The following is a 16,287-nucleotide window of genomic DNA, read 5'->3' as shown; positions in this document are numbered from 1 at the left end:
CGTCTAAAAGGTTATGAAATCGTTAAAGTTCTTGCTATTGCTTCGCGGCAGATAAATATGAACTTTAGTACCGTGTCCCGGTACACTATCGATCAAGAGCTCGCCTTGGTGCAGCTTGATGATCTCTGCACATATGGACAAGCCAAGACCACTTCCTGCTCTCTTATGCGATCCCTTGTAGAACTTGTTTAACACGTGATCTATGTCTTGCGGATCTATCCCTACACCAGAATCCTCAATAGTAATGACAACTTGTTCCAAAGATGAGTGGGTGTATATTTGAATGTGACCTTCAGCTTCAGTAAACTTTAGCGAGTTGTCCAATAGATTAATCAATACTTGCTTTAATCGATTCTCATCGGCGAGAATCATTTCCTGATTTTGATCTGCTTTCACTTCCAGTAGAATGCCTAGTCTCGCAGCCCTTGGTGCCAATTGTGCACTTATATGGCTCAGCAGTACAGACAAATGAACTGGAGCACGAGTCAACTCGATGCGACCATTATCCAGCTTGGAGAGATCTAATAATTCATCAACCAGCTGAGTAAGCCTGTCTGTTTCCGATTCAATGATGTCCAGCCCTTCTGTAAGGAGCTGCTGACACTTAGTGTTTTCTGGCTTTAATGTGACCACCCAGCCTTTAATAGAGGTTAACGGTGTTCGAATTTCGTGGGAGACTGATGAAATAAAATCATTTTTGAGCTGCTCGTTGCGTGTTATTTTAACAGCCATCGTATTTAACGTATCTGCCAATGTGCCGAGCTCATCCGCGTATCGTTTCTTTGCCCGAACCGTAAAGTCCCCTTCCGCCATTCGATCAGCTGCCAGCTTCAGGTCTCGAATGGAGCTCGTAATCATACGTGAGAGTACAATGCCCAATCCAGCAACGATGACAATCACTATTAAACCGACACTAATAAGCATTGTTGTAATGTACCTTATGGTTGCCATCGTTTCTGTAAGAGAGGTAATAAATCGAACGACACCTACTGTAGTCTGCTTGGCTTGTAGCGGATAAGATACGGCCATCACAAGTTCATTTGTAAGTGGATCTCGCCCCTTCCATACTCCTGCCTCTCCGTTTTGTGCCTTCTCCAGGTCCGGAAATTGGAGCCGAGTCAGCAGCTTGTATGACCCTTCTGAGGAATCTTGAAGGAGCATCCCCCTTGAGTCAATAATTTGTACTTGAGCCGTAGTATTTTCAGCAAACCCTTTGAGCAGCCGTTCAGACTGCTCTACGATATTTTCGTCTGCAAAATAATGATGAAAGAAAGAAGCGGATATTTCCGCTTGATTGGCTAAGATGCGTTCCACGTTGTGTACGTAATAATAACGAACTGCCGTTATTAGCAATACTTCCAAAATGAATACTGTAATGAAGATAACGATGAAATAACTTCCAACTAGTCGTTTTTGGATGCCAAAGTGTTTAATCATCTTTTCTCCAGCGATACCCTCTTCCCCATACTGTTTCGATAAGCTGGGGCTTGGAGCAGTCGTCTTCAATTTTTTCCCTCAGTTTGCGAACGTGTACATCTACCGTCTTTGGGTCACCTACAAAGTCTTCTCCCCACACTAGATTCAGCAGATCATCACGAGTTAGAGCCATGTTCGGATGCTCCAAAAATACGCGCATCATGTGGTATTCTTTGGGTGTTAATTCAATTGTACAGTCATGCTTATACAATTGATTAGCATCCAGGTCTAGTCTGATCGCACCGGAGGTCAGCACAGTTCTCGTCGGAATTGCTGCATGCTGCGTGCGACGCAGCACCGTATTAATTCTGGCCACCAGTTCAAGCGGATTAAATGGTTTAACGATGTAGTCGTCAGCCCCAAGTTCCAACCCCCTAATCTTGTCCAGATCTTGACCTCGTGCTGTTAGAAAAACGATGACGACATGTGGATCTATCGCCCTAAGTTCCTTGCAAATGTGAAAACCGTCCATGTCAGGCAGCATTATATCGAGAACAATAACATCTGGCTTACTTTCCTTCAGGCACTCCAGTGCTGTCCTCCCCAGAGCAGACTCTGTGACGCTAAACCCGCTTCGCTCCAGGTTAATCGTAATAAAACGTCTAATATGAGCATCGTCTTCGACAATATGCACATGATTCCGTGGTATGGTCGTCATAGCGCCTCCTAATAACCATGTATTTCAAACTTATAATGTGAAATTATAACTAATAACATAAAATACCCTCTAGTATAACTAGAGGGTACCTCCAAACACATCAACTTATCCGTTTCCACAAGTTGAGTGTTGCCATTATACATAAAAGATTACTTCCGATGGTATCCCTATATGTCAACAATGTCAACCAAACCTGCAGCTTCATCTTTTAGACGCTTCACATCATCCGACGCTATCCCTCGATTATCCGCCAGCATTACGTGTCTCTTTTTGTAAACTGATATAGACATTTAGTGTCTCCATCCGCAATACATTGCATCCGCTTCACGTCTGCATCTAGCAAACTTCCAAATAGAGCAAGCTCACAAGCACATGCTTGTCGATAACGAAGTGCAACCTGGGACACTGGACAATTGGCTTCTTCAAACGAATACGAACCGTCCAGATTCTTTTCTAACGTGACCATATATCCTTCTTTGTCCTGGATCGCAGCTAATGTTGCTATGCGCTCTTCAAAGCCTCGACCTAACATCGCCGTTTCGTATTTACGCTCTATCCGATTCCTTCTTTGTTCAAATAACTGATTGATATAATCTTCCCCAAACAATTGGTCAATTTCATCCATTAGTTCTGTAGCAAGAATATCGTATTGATGCGGAAATAACTGCTCAGCTGCTATTGTTAACTGATATACAAAACTGGGCCTCCCAACACCAACATGCTCGCACTGCTTGCTGATCCGGACATATTTCTCTTTCTGCAGTGCAATCAAGTGTCTACGCACAGCCATTCCTGTTAATTCCAACTGTTCCGACATTTGTTGAATGCTTGCTGCGCCAAGCTTTTTCAATAACAATACAATATCTCGCCTAGTTGAGGAATAGCGTAATGCAGCAGCATGATCGTGCATGGATATCCCTCCTTCTGCTTAATCGCGATCTGATGCCGAGTTGAGACTATTGCTGTCAAGACATTCTCCGATTGCCCTGTTTATTCTAGGCTGTAAAGACATTTACACAACTGTAGCTCCTATCGAATGGATTCGTTATAACGTCGGTTTACTTCTTCCCAGTTCACTACATTCCACCAGGACGACACAAAGTCAGGACGTTTGTTCTGATACTGCAAATAATAGGCATGTTCCCACACATCAACGACGAGAATCGGTGTCTTCTGCTCCATAAGTGGAGTGTCCTGGTTGGCAGTGCTCATCACTTCCAACTTCCCGTTATGCACAACAAGCCACCCCCAACCGGAGCCGAACCGACTTAATGCCGCTGCTGTTAATTCGTCTTTTAATTGCTCGTAACTCCCAAATTGCTTTTCAATGCCTTTGGCAATATCGCCGAATGGTTGACCGCCACCGATTGGACTCATAATAGACCAATACAAACTGTGACCATAATGTCCTCCACCATGATTACGCACGGTGGAACGGATATCCTCCGGAATCTCGTCCAAGTTACTCAGTAATTCCTCGATTGTTGCATGTTGGAATTGGGGGTAACTTTCCAACGATTTATTTAAGTTTGCAACATAAGCTGCGTGATGCTTGCCGTGGTGAATTTCCATCGTTTTAGAATCCAAATATGGCTCTAACTCGTCATATGCATAAGCCAATTTTGGTAGTGTAAAAGGTCCCATTGTAGTATTCTCCTTCCAAGTTGATTCGTTTGATCACCCTAAGTTTACTAGAATAAAACAATTTTGTACACTGTCAATTTTGTTTCCTTAGGTAAACTTTTTTTGTTTTAGAGTAATCTTCTCCTTTAAAATAAGAAAGAGAGAACGCATCTATGCGTCCTCTCTTATAGGGGTGTGACATTACTAAATTTACTCATGCCAAACTTAATAATCCATTACACCTATTTCTTAATACGGAAACTAACCGTTGTTCCCTGACCTGACTCGCTTTTCACCGTCAAACCTTTGCCGTTAAGCTGCTTCAACCGCTGATGTGTATTAATGAGGCCAATACCACCCTTGTGACTTGGATGTTTTTCAAGCAAATACTTCATCTTATCAGACGCAATGCCTACACCATCATCCTCAACCGAAACTTCAGCTTCCAAGCCGTGTGTTCTTATCCGAATCCAGATCGTTCCTCCTTTGGAACGCTTCGCAATGCCATGCCTGACTGCATTTTCCACGAGAGGCTGAATCGACAACGGGAGAACTTGAAACTCAATTCCATCCTCTATATCCCACTCCACGTGAAGTCTATCATCATAACGTTCTTGTTCTATCCATAAATAGGAGCGAACCAGCTCAAGTTCATGTTGTATCGAAATCAGCTGCTCGGCGTTGCGAAAGTCAAAACTAGCACGTAGATAGTCACTAAATGCTTGCAGCATCATCCTCATACGTTCCAGATCAAATTCACTTAGCGCCACTATGGCATTAAGCGTGTTAAACAAAAAATGCGGCTGAATTTGCGATTGGAGCCACGCGGCTTCCATTCGAAGCTGTTCGTTTACGGACTTACGAATTCCAGTCAGCGAATATACACGGCTTCTCAATTCCGCCGCATCTACTGGCTTCGTGACATAATCATTAGCGCCTGACAGGAAGCCGGACTCGATGTCCTCTGTCCGACTGCGCGCTGTCAGCAGCAGAATGGGCAGCTCCGTTAAGGAATACCGCTTCCTTATCGAGGCGGTCAACTCGTAGCCAGACATACTAGGCATCATGACGTCAATGATAACAAGATCCCACTCATTAGTCTCCAATTGTGTTAATGCCTCTTGAACACTGGTTGTAGTAAACATATCGTATTGTGATGGCGACAGCACACTGCTCAATATGTTTAAATTAACGGGATCATCATCTATTGCTAGTACACGAGGCCGACCTGGCGGAAACAGCGAGATCGGTATGCAATCTGTTAAGCAATCCGTTGCTGCGGCTTCTGGGTTGTTAACAAGAATCCTTGTTACTGATCCTACTGATTTTGCTGCTGATTGATGTTCCTTGAGGGTATCAATTGCACCATCTACAGACAGCGTCGTTGTCCCATCTTCTTCTACAGCTTGATTTGCAATTGGTAGTGTAAAGGTAAATGTAGTGCCTTGCCCTACGACCGAGCTAACAGTGAGCTCTCCTTTATGGAGTTCGATCAGCTGCTTACTTATGCTTAATCCAAGTCCCAGCCCCCCTGCACTGCTGCTTTCATCCGTATTTCCTTGTTCATAGGGCAGGAAAATAGTATGTAATAAGTTTTCATCAATCCCGACTCCGGTATCCGTAATAGAGATAAATGCCATCTCTCCTTTGATGCCTGCCTGAACGGTTATCGTGCCCTGATCGGTAAATTTCACGGCATTATGCAGCAAATTAAAAAGTACTTGAATGATACGGTTCTCATCTGCTGTAACGAATGGAAAAGTATCCGGGATTTGAAGTACAAGTTTTATCGGCTTGCCCTCTGCCATTATGCGCATCATATCTACTGCGCCCACAGCAACAGATCGGATACTAAAAGTAGAAACATGCAGTTTTACTTGACTTTCCTTCAGTCGTGTAATATCAAGTAAATCATTTAACATCAACGACATTCGTTTACCGACGGATATCAACAACTTTAATTTCGCGCGATTGGCTTCTATGTCCTTTAAATTCTCGTTTTCTAGGACGGTCTGTGCAATCGTAAGTATGCCGTGCAGCGGGTTGCGGAGTTCATGTGACGTATTCACCAAAAAGTCATCTTTGCGCTTATCCGCTTCTTGTAGTTGTTCCGCCAGTCGGGATGATTGCTGCGCACTACGTAAATATCGCTTAAACCAAAATAAGGAGAAGGCGATAAAGCCCGCAATAACATCAACTGGATAATAGCCCATTTCCATCCAGACTGTATTTTTAACGATACCCCAAATTATATTTGCTGTAACTGCCGTTGTGCCAAGCAGCAAAAATATGGCATCCGTATCCCCTCTGCAAAGTGCGCGAAATGACATTACAGGTACAAACAAATACGGGAAAAGCACAATAATCGTATGGATATAATCTACTACGTTGTTCATAGGGAAAGGCAGCAATATAGTACATAGTACAAACGCAGCACACACCATCATATAACCACGCAACCATTTACGCCGCAAATACAAAAAAGATGCTGGTAACAAATGATGGACATAATGGAGCAAGCTTAACGCTACACCCAAAAAAGAGAGATAATACAACTTGTGCATCCATTCAAATGATAATGACAGCCCATGTAACAAAAGTCGATCATCATCAATTAATATCGCCATGATTGCAAATAGGTTCAAGAGAGCAAAGGAAAGCAAAGCTTTATGTCGAATTCCGATTGCGAACATAAGAACGGGATATAAAGCGTGTAAAAGAAGAATTAAGCATACCGCTAATTGGCTGCCGATTGATAACCATTCCACGTTACGGATAGCTTGCTCACTGCCAAGCTTAACAGACCCAAACAGGCCACCCGTCATACGGTCGTCATAATTGGCCGCTTGAATCACTATTTCAAGCTCGCGTTGATCCGTTGTGAAGGTGACTGTATACGGAACATTACGAGCGATATAATCATTTGAACGGGTTGCCGGTTGACCCGAATGCCCCATTAAACGGCCATTCACATACACCGCGGACGATGATGACACACTCGGCACTCTAATGCTGTAGAGCTGCTGCTTGGAAGTTGGCATAAGTAAACGCAGGCGATAGGAACCATACCCAAATGTCGAGTCAGTCGCGTTGGATATTTGTGCACTCCAATTGCCTGGTACTTGTATGGGCACGCCTTTATTGGGCGTAAACGGGACATCATCAGCTCGATTGTTCGTATACAAAAACCGGTATGGGTAGAACTCCCATTCCCCGTTTAGAGAAACCGACTGATGCTGTTCGACTTCCCAGTGCCGCAGATCGATAATTCCTTGTTGCGCCGTTGGTTGTATGGCCGGTGCCGTAAGCAACATCCAGCACAAACGGATACCCGTAAGGAATGCTAGAAATATACCGATAAGTAGAAACACTTTTTTCTTTGTCATAGGGCAATGGTAGCCGGAGGCGAATAAGGTGTCAAGCACCAAATTAGGGACTATCCCCCATCTCCATCAAGCTAATCGTTTTTATATACCCCTTAACTGAAAATTTTCTAATTCTACAGCCAGCTACTTGGAGTAGTCAGCTCATTTTTTTGCTTTGATGACACTTATTGTTCTCAAGCTGGTGGACATGGCAGACAACCCTGAGGTTAAATAAATTCTTATGTTGAAACAAGATGTGTCGTATTTTACATCTATATATTTGATGGAATTTTACATACAAATCCCACTAATTTGCGAATAAATATACAAAAAAAGGGTAAGGGATAACAATAACTTGTTATCTCTTACCCTTAATGATGTAAGGAGGCTAATGCAGCCTGCCCGTAAATCCCTAACTTATTTAAAGCAATACCGCTCTATTCGACGTCAAACAACTTTTGTTGAAATTTCGATATCGCGGCATATTCTTCTTCCAACTTGCGAGGGATCGAAATAAATATCGGTAGCAGTTGATGATACAACTCCGCATGTTCCTTAATAGGCTTATGTTGATGAGTAGCACCTACCATGTCGGATACGATATCAAAGGAATCGATGCGGCCTATCGCATATAAACCTAGTACGACTGCTCCTAGACAGGAACTTTCGTAACTTTCCGGTACGATCACTTCCTGATCAAATATATCGGCCATCATCTGGCGCCATAAGGCTGAACGAGCAAACCCTCCGGTAGCATGAATCTTCCGCGGACGCCCGATGCGCTCTTCCATCGCCAGAAGTACGGTGTAAAGATTGAAAATAACGCCTTCAAGAACTGCACGGATCATATGTTCTTTGCGATGATGCATCGTCAAACCAAAGAAGGAGCCACGTGCGTCTGCATTCCATAATGGCGCACGTTCACCAGTCATGTACGGATGGAACAACAAGCCATCCGCTCCTGGACGTACCTGTTCCGCGATACTTGTCAGCAGATCATAAGCATCGATGCCCAGCCGCTTGGCTGTTTCTACTTCTGCTGCTGCGAATTCGTCACGGGCCCAACGGAACAACATGCCCCCGTTGTTAACTGGTCCGCCAATAACCCAGTGCTTGTCGGTCAAAGCGTAACAGAAGATGCGGCCTTTAGGGTCCGTAACGGGTCGATCGATAACGGTACGAACTGCTCCACTCGTTCCAATTGTTGCCGCGACTACCCCAGGCTCAATAGCATTCACGCCAAGGTTAGAGAGCACACCGTCGCTCGCCCCAACAATAAACGGAGTGGCAACTGTCAGTCCCATTGCTGCCGCATGCGTGGCATCAAGTCCTTGCATTAAATGAGTTGTCGGTACTATCTCCGACAATTGGCTGCGCTGAATGCCTGCAATACGCAGTGCTTCTTCATCCCAATCCAGATCATTCAAGTTCATCATCCCGGTTGCGGATGCAATCGAGTAATCCACTACATACTCATGAAACAGCTTGGCAAACACATACTCTTTAATTGAAATAAACTTGGCTGATTGACGAACAAGCTCAGGCTCCTCTGCACTCAAATACATCAACTTCGTAAGTGGAGACATGGGATGAATAGGCGTGCCGGTCCGTAAATATAATTCATGGCCGTTCAGCTCCTGTTTCAACCTCATGGCATAATTACTGCTGCGATTATCTGCCCACGTCATACATGGTGTGAGCGCCTTGCATGTGCCATCTACTGCAATAACACTGTGCATTGCCGAACTAAACGAGACAAACATGATATTCCCTTTGCTGACTGCACTTTCCGCCATAACCTGCTTCACGGTGTGAATGACCGCTTCGAAAATAAGCTCCGGGTCCTGCTCCGCTATCGTCGCATTCGGTGTATATAAAGGATAGCCCTTGCTGCTCTTTGCTACTACCCGTCCATTTTCTTCGAATAGTACAGCCTTTGTGCTTGTAGTCCCAATATCAACACCGATCATATAATTAATTATACTCATTGGTAAACCTTCTTTCCCGCTATCCTACTTGTTCATTCTCTTGTTGTACCTGTTGTACTTGTTGTGTCTACAAGACAACACTGAGTAGAAGTATAAACATCAACCCCACAAGAGACAATAGCGTTTCCATGACCGTCCATGACTTTAACGTTTGAGGGACGGACATATTAAAAAATTCCTTAACCATCCAGAACCCAGCGTCATTTACATGCGACAGTACGATTGAACCTGCTCCTGTCGCCAATACGACAAGCTCTACGTTTGCTCCTGGGTTCATCGCCAGCACAGGAGCGACGATACCAGCCGCCGTTGTCATCGCTACGGTCGCCGAACCAGTAGCAACTCGAATCAAAGCCGCCACGAACCAAGCAAACAAAATAATATTAACGTTGGCTTGCGTGGCAATTTCAGCGATTGCGCCCCCAACGCCACTGTTAATCAATACTTGCTTGAACGCACCGCCTCCGCCAATAATCAGTATGATGGTTGCAGTAGGAGCCAAGCACTCACTTGTAAAGCGCGACAAATCTTCTTTCGAAAAACCTCTCGCAAATCCAAGCGAGAAAAAGGAAAAGACAACGGCAATAAGCAAGGCCATAATTTCATGACCAATAAATTCGCAAAATACAGTGATACTACGTGTTGCCTCCGGATCAACGATGTGAGCAACTGATCCAATCAACATAAGCAGAACAGGCAGCATAATCGTAAACAAGGTAATGCCAAAGCCAGGCAACTTCCGATCGCCCTGCAAAGCAAACTGTTCGGCCAACTTAGCGGGTGGTTCAAGTTGAATACGCTTACCAATAAACTTACCAAATACTGGTCCTGCAATTATAGCCGTAGGCAGACCAATAAATAAGGAGTAAAGAATCGTCTTGCCTAAATCAGCCTGATAAGCATCGATTGCAATCATCGGTGCAGGATGCGGTGGCACAAGGCCATGGACAGTAGACAAACCGGCCAGAATAGGTATCCCGATCTGCAGCAGCGGCATCTTAGTCTTGCGGGCCACTGTGAATACAATTGGAATCAAGAGAATTAATCCGACCTCAAAAAAGACCGGTATACCGACGATAAAGCCAACAAGCATCATTGCCCAATGTACTCTCTTCTCTCCAAACCTGTCAACAAGTGTTGAAGCGATCTGCTCCGCACCGCCCGATTCAGCCATCATCTTGCCAAGCATCGTGCCTAGTGCGATAACGATAGCAATCGTCCCTAGTGTTCCGCCAAGACCACCCGTAATGGAATTCACGACCTCTAGCGGCTTCATCCCGGACAACAATCCGAGCATCAAGGCTGACAAGAGCAGTGTAACAAAGGGATTCCATTTATATTTTGCAATAAATACAATCAGAAACACAATGGCAAGCAATGTCCAGATAAGCAATGTTGCATTGTGGCTGAGGCCGAAAATACTAGTCATCAATGAATCCCCCTTGCTGTATGTTAGCATTTACTTTTCTTGGTGTTAGCATGCCCTACTTATCGTGTATACTTGTCGACAAGTTTGCGCAAAAGGAACTGTTTGTCCCTTAAAATTGTGGTAAGCTCTTATGCAGCGTCTGACGAGAGTCTGCAAAATATTCCCTTACGACTTGTTGAATCGTATCCGAATTGTGTGACTGAAGCCCAGTAAGCATCGTTCGATGCTTGTCAATAACCTCACTTAGCTTCTGATCTCCTTTAGAGAAGATCTCCTCTGTTGTAATCAGCATCACTGTCATAACGATATGTCGAATGCTTGTCCACAAATGAAGGATCCGCTTATGCTCAGCTGCCATTACGATAGCTTCATGAAATGAGAAATCCTGAAAGGCGAAGTCGACTACATCGTTATACTTTACTGCCAACTCCATTTTATCAATCATCTGATTACATTTCATTACTAAAGAATCTTGATTGGCATCTGCCAGCCGCTGCTGGACAAAGCTCTCTATAAGGAAACGAACATCATACAATTCCTCCATGTCATTGGCGCTTAACCCCAGCACGATCGCTCCCATCCGCTCCAAGCGAATTAAGCCTTCATTTGACAGCATTTTTAATGCCTCTCTCACTGGAGATCGACTTGTTCCAAATTCAGCAGCTACTCCGTTCTCTGAGATCACCTCACCGGGTCGAATCGTCCCCTTAATGATCTGTAGACGTAATTCACAAGCAATGGAATCCCCTAGTGAAGCTCCCTGAAGCCATGCGGCTGGATAATGCATTAGACTCAACTCTCCTAATAAGTGTTTATTCGCCCATATATACTAGCTATGTTCATTCTATCACATCAACTTATGAACATGCCATGAAGCCATACGATAGTGGGCTTATATTCATTTTAGGAGACGTATATTGTCATCGTGCTTTAATTACTTTTCACAACGCCATGACCACCAAACTCATTTCGTAGTGCCGCAACAATCTTGCCATGGAAAGTATCAGAATCTAATGAGCGGTATCGCATAAACAGCGACATGGCTATCACTGGCGCACTTGCTTGCAGTTCAAGAGCTGTTTCTACTGTCCATTTCCCCTCACCTGAGCTGTGCATAATTCCGCTGATTCCTTCCAGCTTAGGGTCTTTTGCAAAAGCGTTTTGCGTTAAATCCATCAACCAACTGCGAATTACTGATCCATTGGACCAAACACGCGCAACTTGCTCGTAGTCGTATTCGAAGTCACTTTTGTCTAGTAATTCGAATCCTTCCGCAATCGCTTGCATCATTCCGTATTCAATTCCATTATGGATCATTTTAAGGAAGTGTCCGCTGCCGTTCTTGCCTGCATACAAGTATCCCTGATTCACCGCGATGTCACGGAACAACGGTTCGATTATGCCAAATTGCTGTTGATCTCCACCTATCATAAAGCAGCCGCCTTGTGAGGCTCCCTCAGTTCCGCCCGATGTTCCAACATCAAAGAAATGGATATCGTGCGCGCGCAGTTTCTCTCCGCGTGCGAGTGATTGTTTGTAATGTGAATTACCACCATCCATCACAATATCGCCAGGAGACAACAAAGGAATAAGAGTATCGATTACACCATCAACGATCTCGCCTGCAGGAACCATAATCCACACTATACGCGGGGCTTGCAGATTCGCAACCAGCTTTTCTATTGAATCAGCAGATACGGCACCTTCTGCTGCCAATCGCTGCCGCGGCTCTTCATTCACATCATATACAACGACCTCATGCTGATGTCCAAGCATGTTCAGTACAAGGTTGTATCCCATCTTGCCAAGACCTATCATCCCTAATTTCATATTGTTTCACTCCTTGAATAAGACTACAAGTATACTTGTATACAAGTTTGATTTTTATCATACTTGTTTCTTGCTTATCTGTAAAGATATTTTTGTAAGCGCTATTTTTAATAGAACTTTCTTAATAGAGATCCTGAATGATTATACAGATGCCATAGCCTACTAGTGCTCAATACCCGATTTAATTTCGTCGATTTGGATATTTGGACTAAACTTTATTTGTTTGAAATATTGATCTTTGTCCAATCTCCTCCATATGTCTGGATGATAAGCTATAATCATACGACCGATGCCAAAAGCATCGCAGTTTGCACTTTGCAGTTGATGGATCACATCACCTGTTAGTTTTGTGAAATATGCCGTTAATTCGCGCATTAATTTTTCTTTATCTGCTTCTACATCTCCATTTGGGTACTCGATCACACGCAATACTAACTTCATATGAACCGCCACTGAAATTTGTTGCTCATCAACAGTAAGTTTTAGCTTTCGCTTGCTTTTGTTAATTAGGAACGAGACAACCTGACGTCGTGGAAATTCCTCTTTGGACGACTCAAAGTTCAAAGAGAAACTGTTCTGCCTTGGTTTTTCTCCTTTTAACAGCAATAACAGTGGAGACTGCTCATAATTTAAATAGTGGCCGGTATACTTACTCTCGTTAAACAGTGCAATGCCTTTTACATTTGCAATTTGGTTATTACTTTCCATTTCAATATAGGGTAGAGTTATATCCTCCCCAGGGTCCATAATCTCGGAAGCAATTGCTTGGATGTCTTCTTTCGGAATAAGCAGACTCTCTTCTGCACTTTGAATCAAGTTAAGCAAATATCTGCTTACATTTATTTCACTTTTACTTTTTAATTGAATCAAAGGCAGTGCTTCCCCCTTGACTACCGCTACTCTGGCATCTAAAGCATTTCTTGGATTGCGATAATGGATATCCAGAAATGGAAGTATGTCGTGGACAGCGTAGGCTTCACCTAGCAAGAGCAGCTTGTTTTTGGAGCTATCGAGCAAGCCGGAAGCTTTGCGATTTAGTAAAATACGAGCCTCGCCTGGCGTGATTGCTTCTGCAACCAGCGTCACATTTTGCAGAGAGTCCGTGTTATTTAATACCGGAGTAGCAGCACCTACACGTAACAGTTTTTTTGGTGTCAGATCGTACGTTACCGTCTGCACAAGAGTTGCATTTTTCATTAAATGCTGATCCCAACAACCTGTACAGATCATGCCACAGCAGATCAGCAGCCATATTTTATTGGACTTCATGCTTATCACCTGCCCTCTTTCTCATCACAATGGATATGAACAGCAGTAATGCCGGAATGATAGCTTGAAACAAGTAGTGACAAACGGTCAGATAGTTATTAACCACATTTAACTTGTCCAAGTCCATGAACCACAATGAAGCCATTAAAGTAAAGAGACAAATATAGGGTAGAAACCGCGTATGCTTGGGGGATGCAAACAAATGGGCCATCCCTTTCGCAGACAAAAGTAACAAATACATATAGGAGGTCGCTACCGACACAATCCATATGGAAATAAAAAACAGATCCATCCGTTCGATGACCTGAAATGAATAAGACTTGATCATATATATAAATGGCTCAGGTACTCGCTTAATATCACTTGGACTCACAAAGTACACTAGACTGATAATTACAAGGTACGTATACAGCAGCGTAACCATCAAATGTGCGATAATAACCGATTTTAATATTTGAGTATTACTCGCTCGAATATAAGGATATAAGAAAAAAATCAAGTCAAACCCCAGCATAGAAAAAATGGCTTCTTTAGAACCTCTAAGGATCGGCATCCATCCATTTTCCCCAATTGGTAAAATATATAGAAAATTAGCATCCCGTAACGCGTATGAACTAAGCGCAAACAGCAAGATTAAGAGTGGCGTAACCAACATAAAGAAGCGTACAATACTTTGCACGGAGCCTTTTACGATGTAAGCGCTGGTCAAAACCATCAACAAGAGCACGACCCAGTGAGGTGTACGCTCCAGAATCCAGTTTTCAATAATTTTCCCATATCTAGCCAAAATATAGCTGCTTTGCAGCATAAAATAGAACGTATATCCAATAATTAAACATTTACCAAGCCAGTTTCCTGTTATTTGCTTAAAAATATCAAACATCATCATCGTTGGGTATGCTTTGCACAGCAGCCACATAATTAAGATAACACCCAACATGATGATCCCGGCAATTAGTGTTGAGATCCAACTGTCTTGATTGGCATATTTCGCAATGTTGTAAGGTAGGGATAAAATACCTACACCAACTTGCGCCTGTATGACCATGTAAAGAACCTGATCTTTGTGGATGTTATCTTTTTTTGCGAACAAGGAAGTTCCATCCTTTTGTATTTATTTGCTGTTGAATACGCTGCAACCTCGTCTGACGTGTAGAAGGATTAGACCTCCCAAACAGGAATACCCGCACTTGCTTCTTTAGCTCCTCCAACGTAAAGAGTACAAAATAAGGAGACCCAAATGACTCCAATTGGCACAAATGTCCCAAAATAAGAATGATTCCGAAAGACATGCCGACGAAGCCTAGACATGCCGCCAGTAGCATAAATGGAAATCGCAGCAATCTCACCGTCTCACTCATCTCATGCGTAGGGATACAAAATGCAGCAATAGCCGTAATCGCAACCACGATAATCATCGTCGTGGAGATAAAACCTGCTTTGACGATTGCATCCCCAATGACAAGACCACCCACGATGCTGACCGTTGCCCCAATTCTCGCAGGCAGTCTGAGACCCGCTTCTCGGATCAGCTCAATCGTTAGTTCCATAATAAAAGCTTCAATGAGCGGCGGAAAAGGAATTTCGTTAATAGAAGTCTTAATGGGCATTACAAGTTCATCCGGCAAGACTTCAAAATGAAAAGCAACAACAGCGATATAAAAGGCAGGCAAAAAAATGGCGACTAAAATGCTAAGCCATCTCAAACCACTAATGAAGATACTTGTCATCCAACGACTATTATAGTCATCCGACGCACGCATAAAGTCATTAAAATTAACAGGGGCTACCAAGCATGTCGGTGAACCTTCAACAAAAAGAATCACTTTTCCCTGTTTAAGTAGTGCAATTACACGATCTACTCGTTCTGTATTTAACATCTGCGGGAAAGGAGACATCGTAGAATCCTCGATTAATTGTTCTAGATCACCTGCACTCCGCAGGCCATTTGTTTTAGCGGTCAAAATCCGCTGCTCAATCTCTCCGATAACTTGCAGCTCCGCTCGGTCTGGCATATAAATTAGGCACAGCTCCGATTGGACACTATCCCCTATTTTCATATATTTTACGACCAAGTCCTTCGTTTTTAACGTTTTGCGAATTAAATAAACGTTACGTCTAAGCTCTTCGACAAAGCCTTCGTGAGAGCCCTGAATCACTTTTTCATTTTCCGGTTCTTCCACGGAACGGGGTGGCTCGATGGATACATCTACTGCATAAATCTGACGCTCCCCTTCTATTTGAATCAAACATGAACCTGTTAGCAGCAAATCCTGAAGGTCCTCTGACTCCTGCATTATTTTAAAATGCAGCGTTGATGTAATGGCGATATCTTGCTGTCCGGCAACAACGGGCATCAGTGCTTCAAATACATACCGATGCAGCTTCTTTTTATCTGCGAGGGTATCAAAATAGGCGACATAGATTTTGCACTGCTGACCTTGGAGCGTTTGAATCGTTAAGTCTTCTGTATGCTTAAATGTATGCATTAAATGATGCTCCAGATGGATGGCATCCATCGCTGTTGGATCAAACATGGCTCTATCACCCCTTGTTACACTTATGGATATGATTACCGAAAACTGGAATCGTATGCACATTATTAAGAAGAGTTTTATGCTGAACCAAACATGATGATGCTGTAAGGCG

12 protein-coding genes are annotated in these 16,287 nt (G+C 43.5%); all 12 read right to left on the bottom strand.

Annotated elements, in window-relative coordinates:
• Positions 1-3: 3 nt before the first annotated feature.
• The 12 genes from QP775_RS03120 to QP775_RS03065 all read right to left on the bottom strand — a co-directional run bounded on the left by QP775_RS03120 (position 4) and on the right by QP775_RS03065 (position 16,175).
• Positions 4-1,437, bottom strand: a complete 1,434-nt coding sequence (locus tag QP775_RS03120; RefSeq protein ID WP_285103516.1) for a sensor histidine kinase — start codon at positions 1,435-1,437, stop codon at positions 4-6.
• Complete coding sequence (locus tag QP775_RS03115; RefSeq protein ID WP_285103514.1) at positions 1,430-2,134, bottom strand: response regulator transcription factor; 705 nt, start codon at positions 2,132-2,134, stop codon at positions 1,430-1,432. The genes QP775_RS03120 and QP775_RS03115 overlap by 8 nt, the downstream gene beginning before the upstream one ends.
• 256 nt (positions 2,135-2,390) lie before the next feature.
• Entirely contained in the window at positions 2,391-3,044 is a 654-nt protein-coding gene (locus QP775_RS03110; protein WP_285103512.1) for a helix-turn-helix transcriptional regulator, read from the bottom strand.
• Positions 3,045-3,163: 119 nt separating this feature from the next.
• Entirely contained in the window at positions 3,164-3,778 is a 615-nt protein-coding gene (locus tag QP775_RS03105) for a superoxide dismutase (protein WP_285103511.1), read from the bottom strand.
• A 221-nt stretch (positions 3,779-3,999) separates the two neighbouring features.
• Entirely contained in the window at positions 4,000-7,143 is a 3,144-nt protein-coding gene (locus tag QP775_RS03100; protein WP_285103509.1) for a hybrid sensor histidine kinase/response regulator, read from the bottom strand.
• A gap of 416 nt (positions 7,144-7,559) precedes the next feature.
• Entirely contained in the window at positions 7,560-9,110 is a 1,551-nt protein-coding gene (gene gntK / locus QP775_RS03095) for a gluconokinase (protein WP_285103507.1), read from the bottom strand.
• A gap of 67 nt (positions 9,111-9,177) precedes the next feature.
• The gene (locus tag QP775_RS03090; RefSeq protein WP_239327649.1) at positions 9,178-10,539 is read right to left on the bottom strand and encodes a GntT/GntP/DsdX family permease; all 1,362 of its coding nucleotides are present in this window, start codon (positions 10,537-10,539) and stop codon (positions 9,178-9,180) included.
• Between the two features lie 109 nt (positions 10,540-10,648).
• Complete coding sequence (locus QP775_RS03085) at positions 10,649-11,326, bottom strand: GntR family transcriptional regulator (protein WP_239327648.1); 678 nt, start codon at positions 11,324-11,326, stop codon at positions 10,649-10,651.
• A 143-nt stretch (positions 11,327-11,469) separates the two neighbouring features.
• Positions 11,470-12,369 carry a phosphogluconate dehydrogenase (NAD(+)-dependent, decarboxylating) gene (gnd, locus tag QP775_RS03080; RefSeq protein WP_239327647.1) on the bottom strand — a complete coding sequence of 300 codons (900 nt, stop codon included), beginning with the start codon at positions 12,367-12,369 and terminating at the stop codon, positions 11,470-11,472.
• A gap of 162 nt (positions 12,370-12,531) precedes the next feature.
• Positions 12,532-13,638, bottom strand: coding sequence for a Ger(x)C family spore germination protein (locus tag QP775_RS03075; protein ID WP_285103502.1), 1,107 nt, complete (start codon positions 13,636-13,638; stop codon positions 12,532-12,534).
• A complete protein-coding gene (locus tag QP775_RS03070; protein WP_239327645.1) occupies positions 13,625-14,731 on the bottom strand; it encodes a GerAB/ArcD/ProY family transporter in 1,107 nt (368 codons plus the stop codon). Before QP775_RS03070 ends, QP775_RS03075 begins: the two co-directional genes overlap by 14 nt.
• Complete coding sequence (locus QP775_RS03065) at positions 14,712-16,175, bottom strand: spore germination protein (RefSeq protein WP_239327644.1); 1,464 nt, start codon at positions 16,173-16,175, stop codon at positions 14,712-14,714. Before QP775_RS03065 ends, QP775_RS03070 begins: the two co-directional genes overlap by 20 nt.
• Positions 16,176-16,287 lie beyond the last annotated feature (112 nt).

Source organism: Paenibacillus sp. UMB4589-SE434 (genome assembly GCF_030226685.1).
In the GTDB taxonomy this organism is placed as follows: Bacteria; Bacillota; Bacilli; order Paenibacillales; family Paenibacillaceae; genus Paenibacillus_B.
This window is presented reverse-complemented; position numbering and strand designations above follow the sequence as displayed.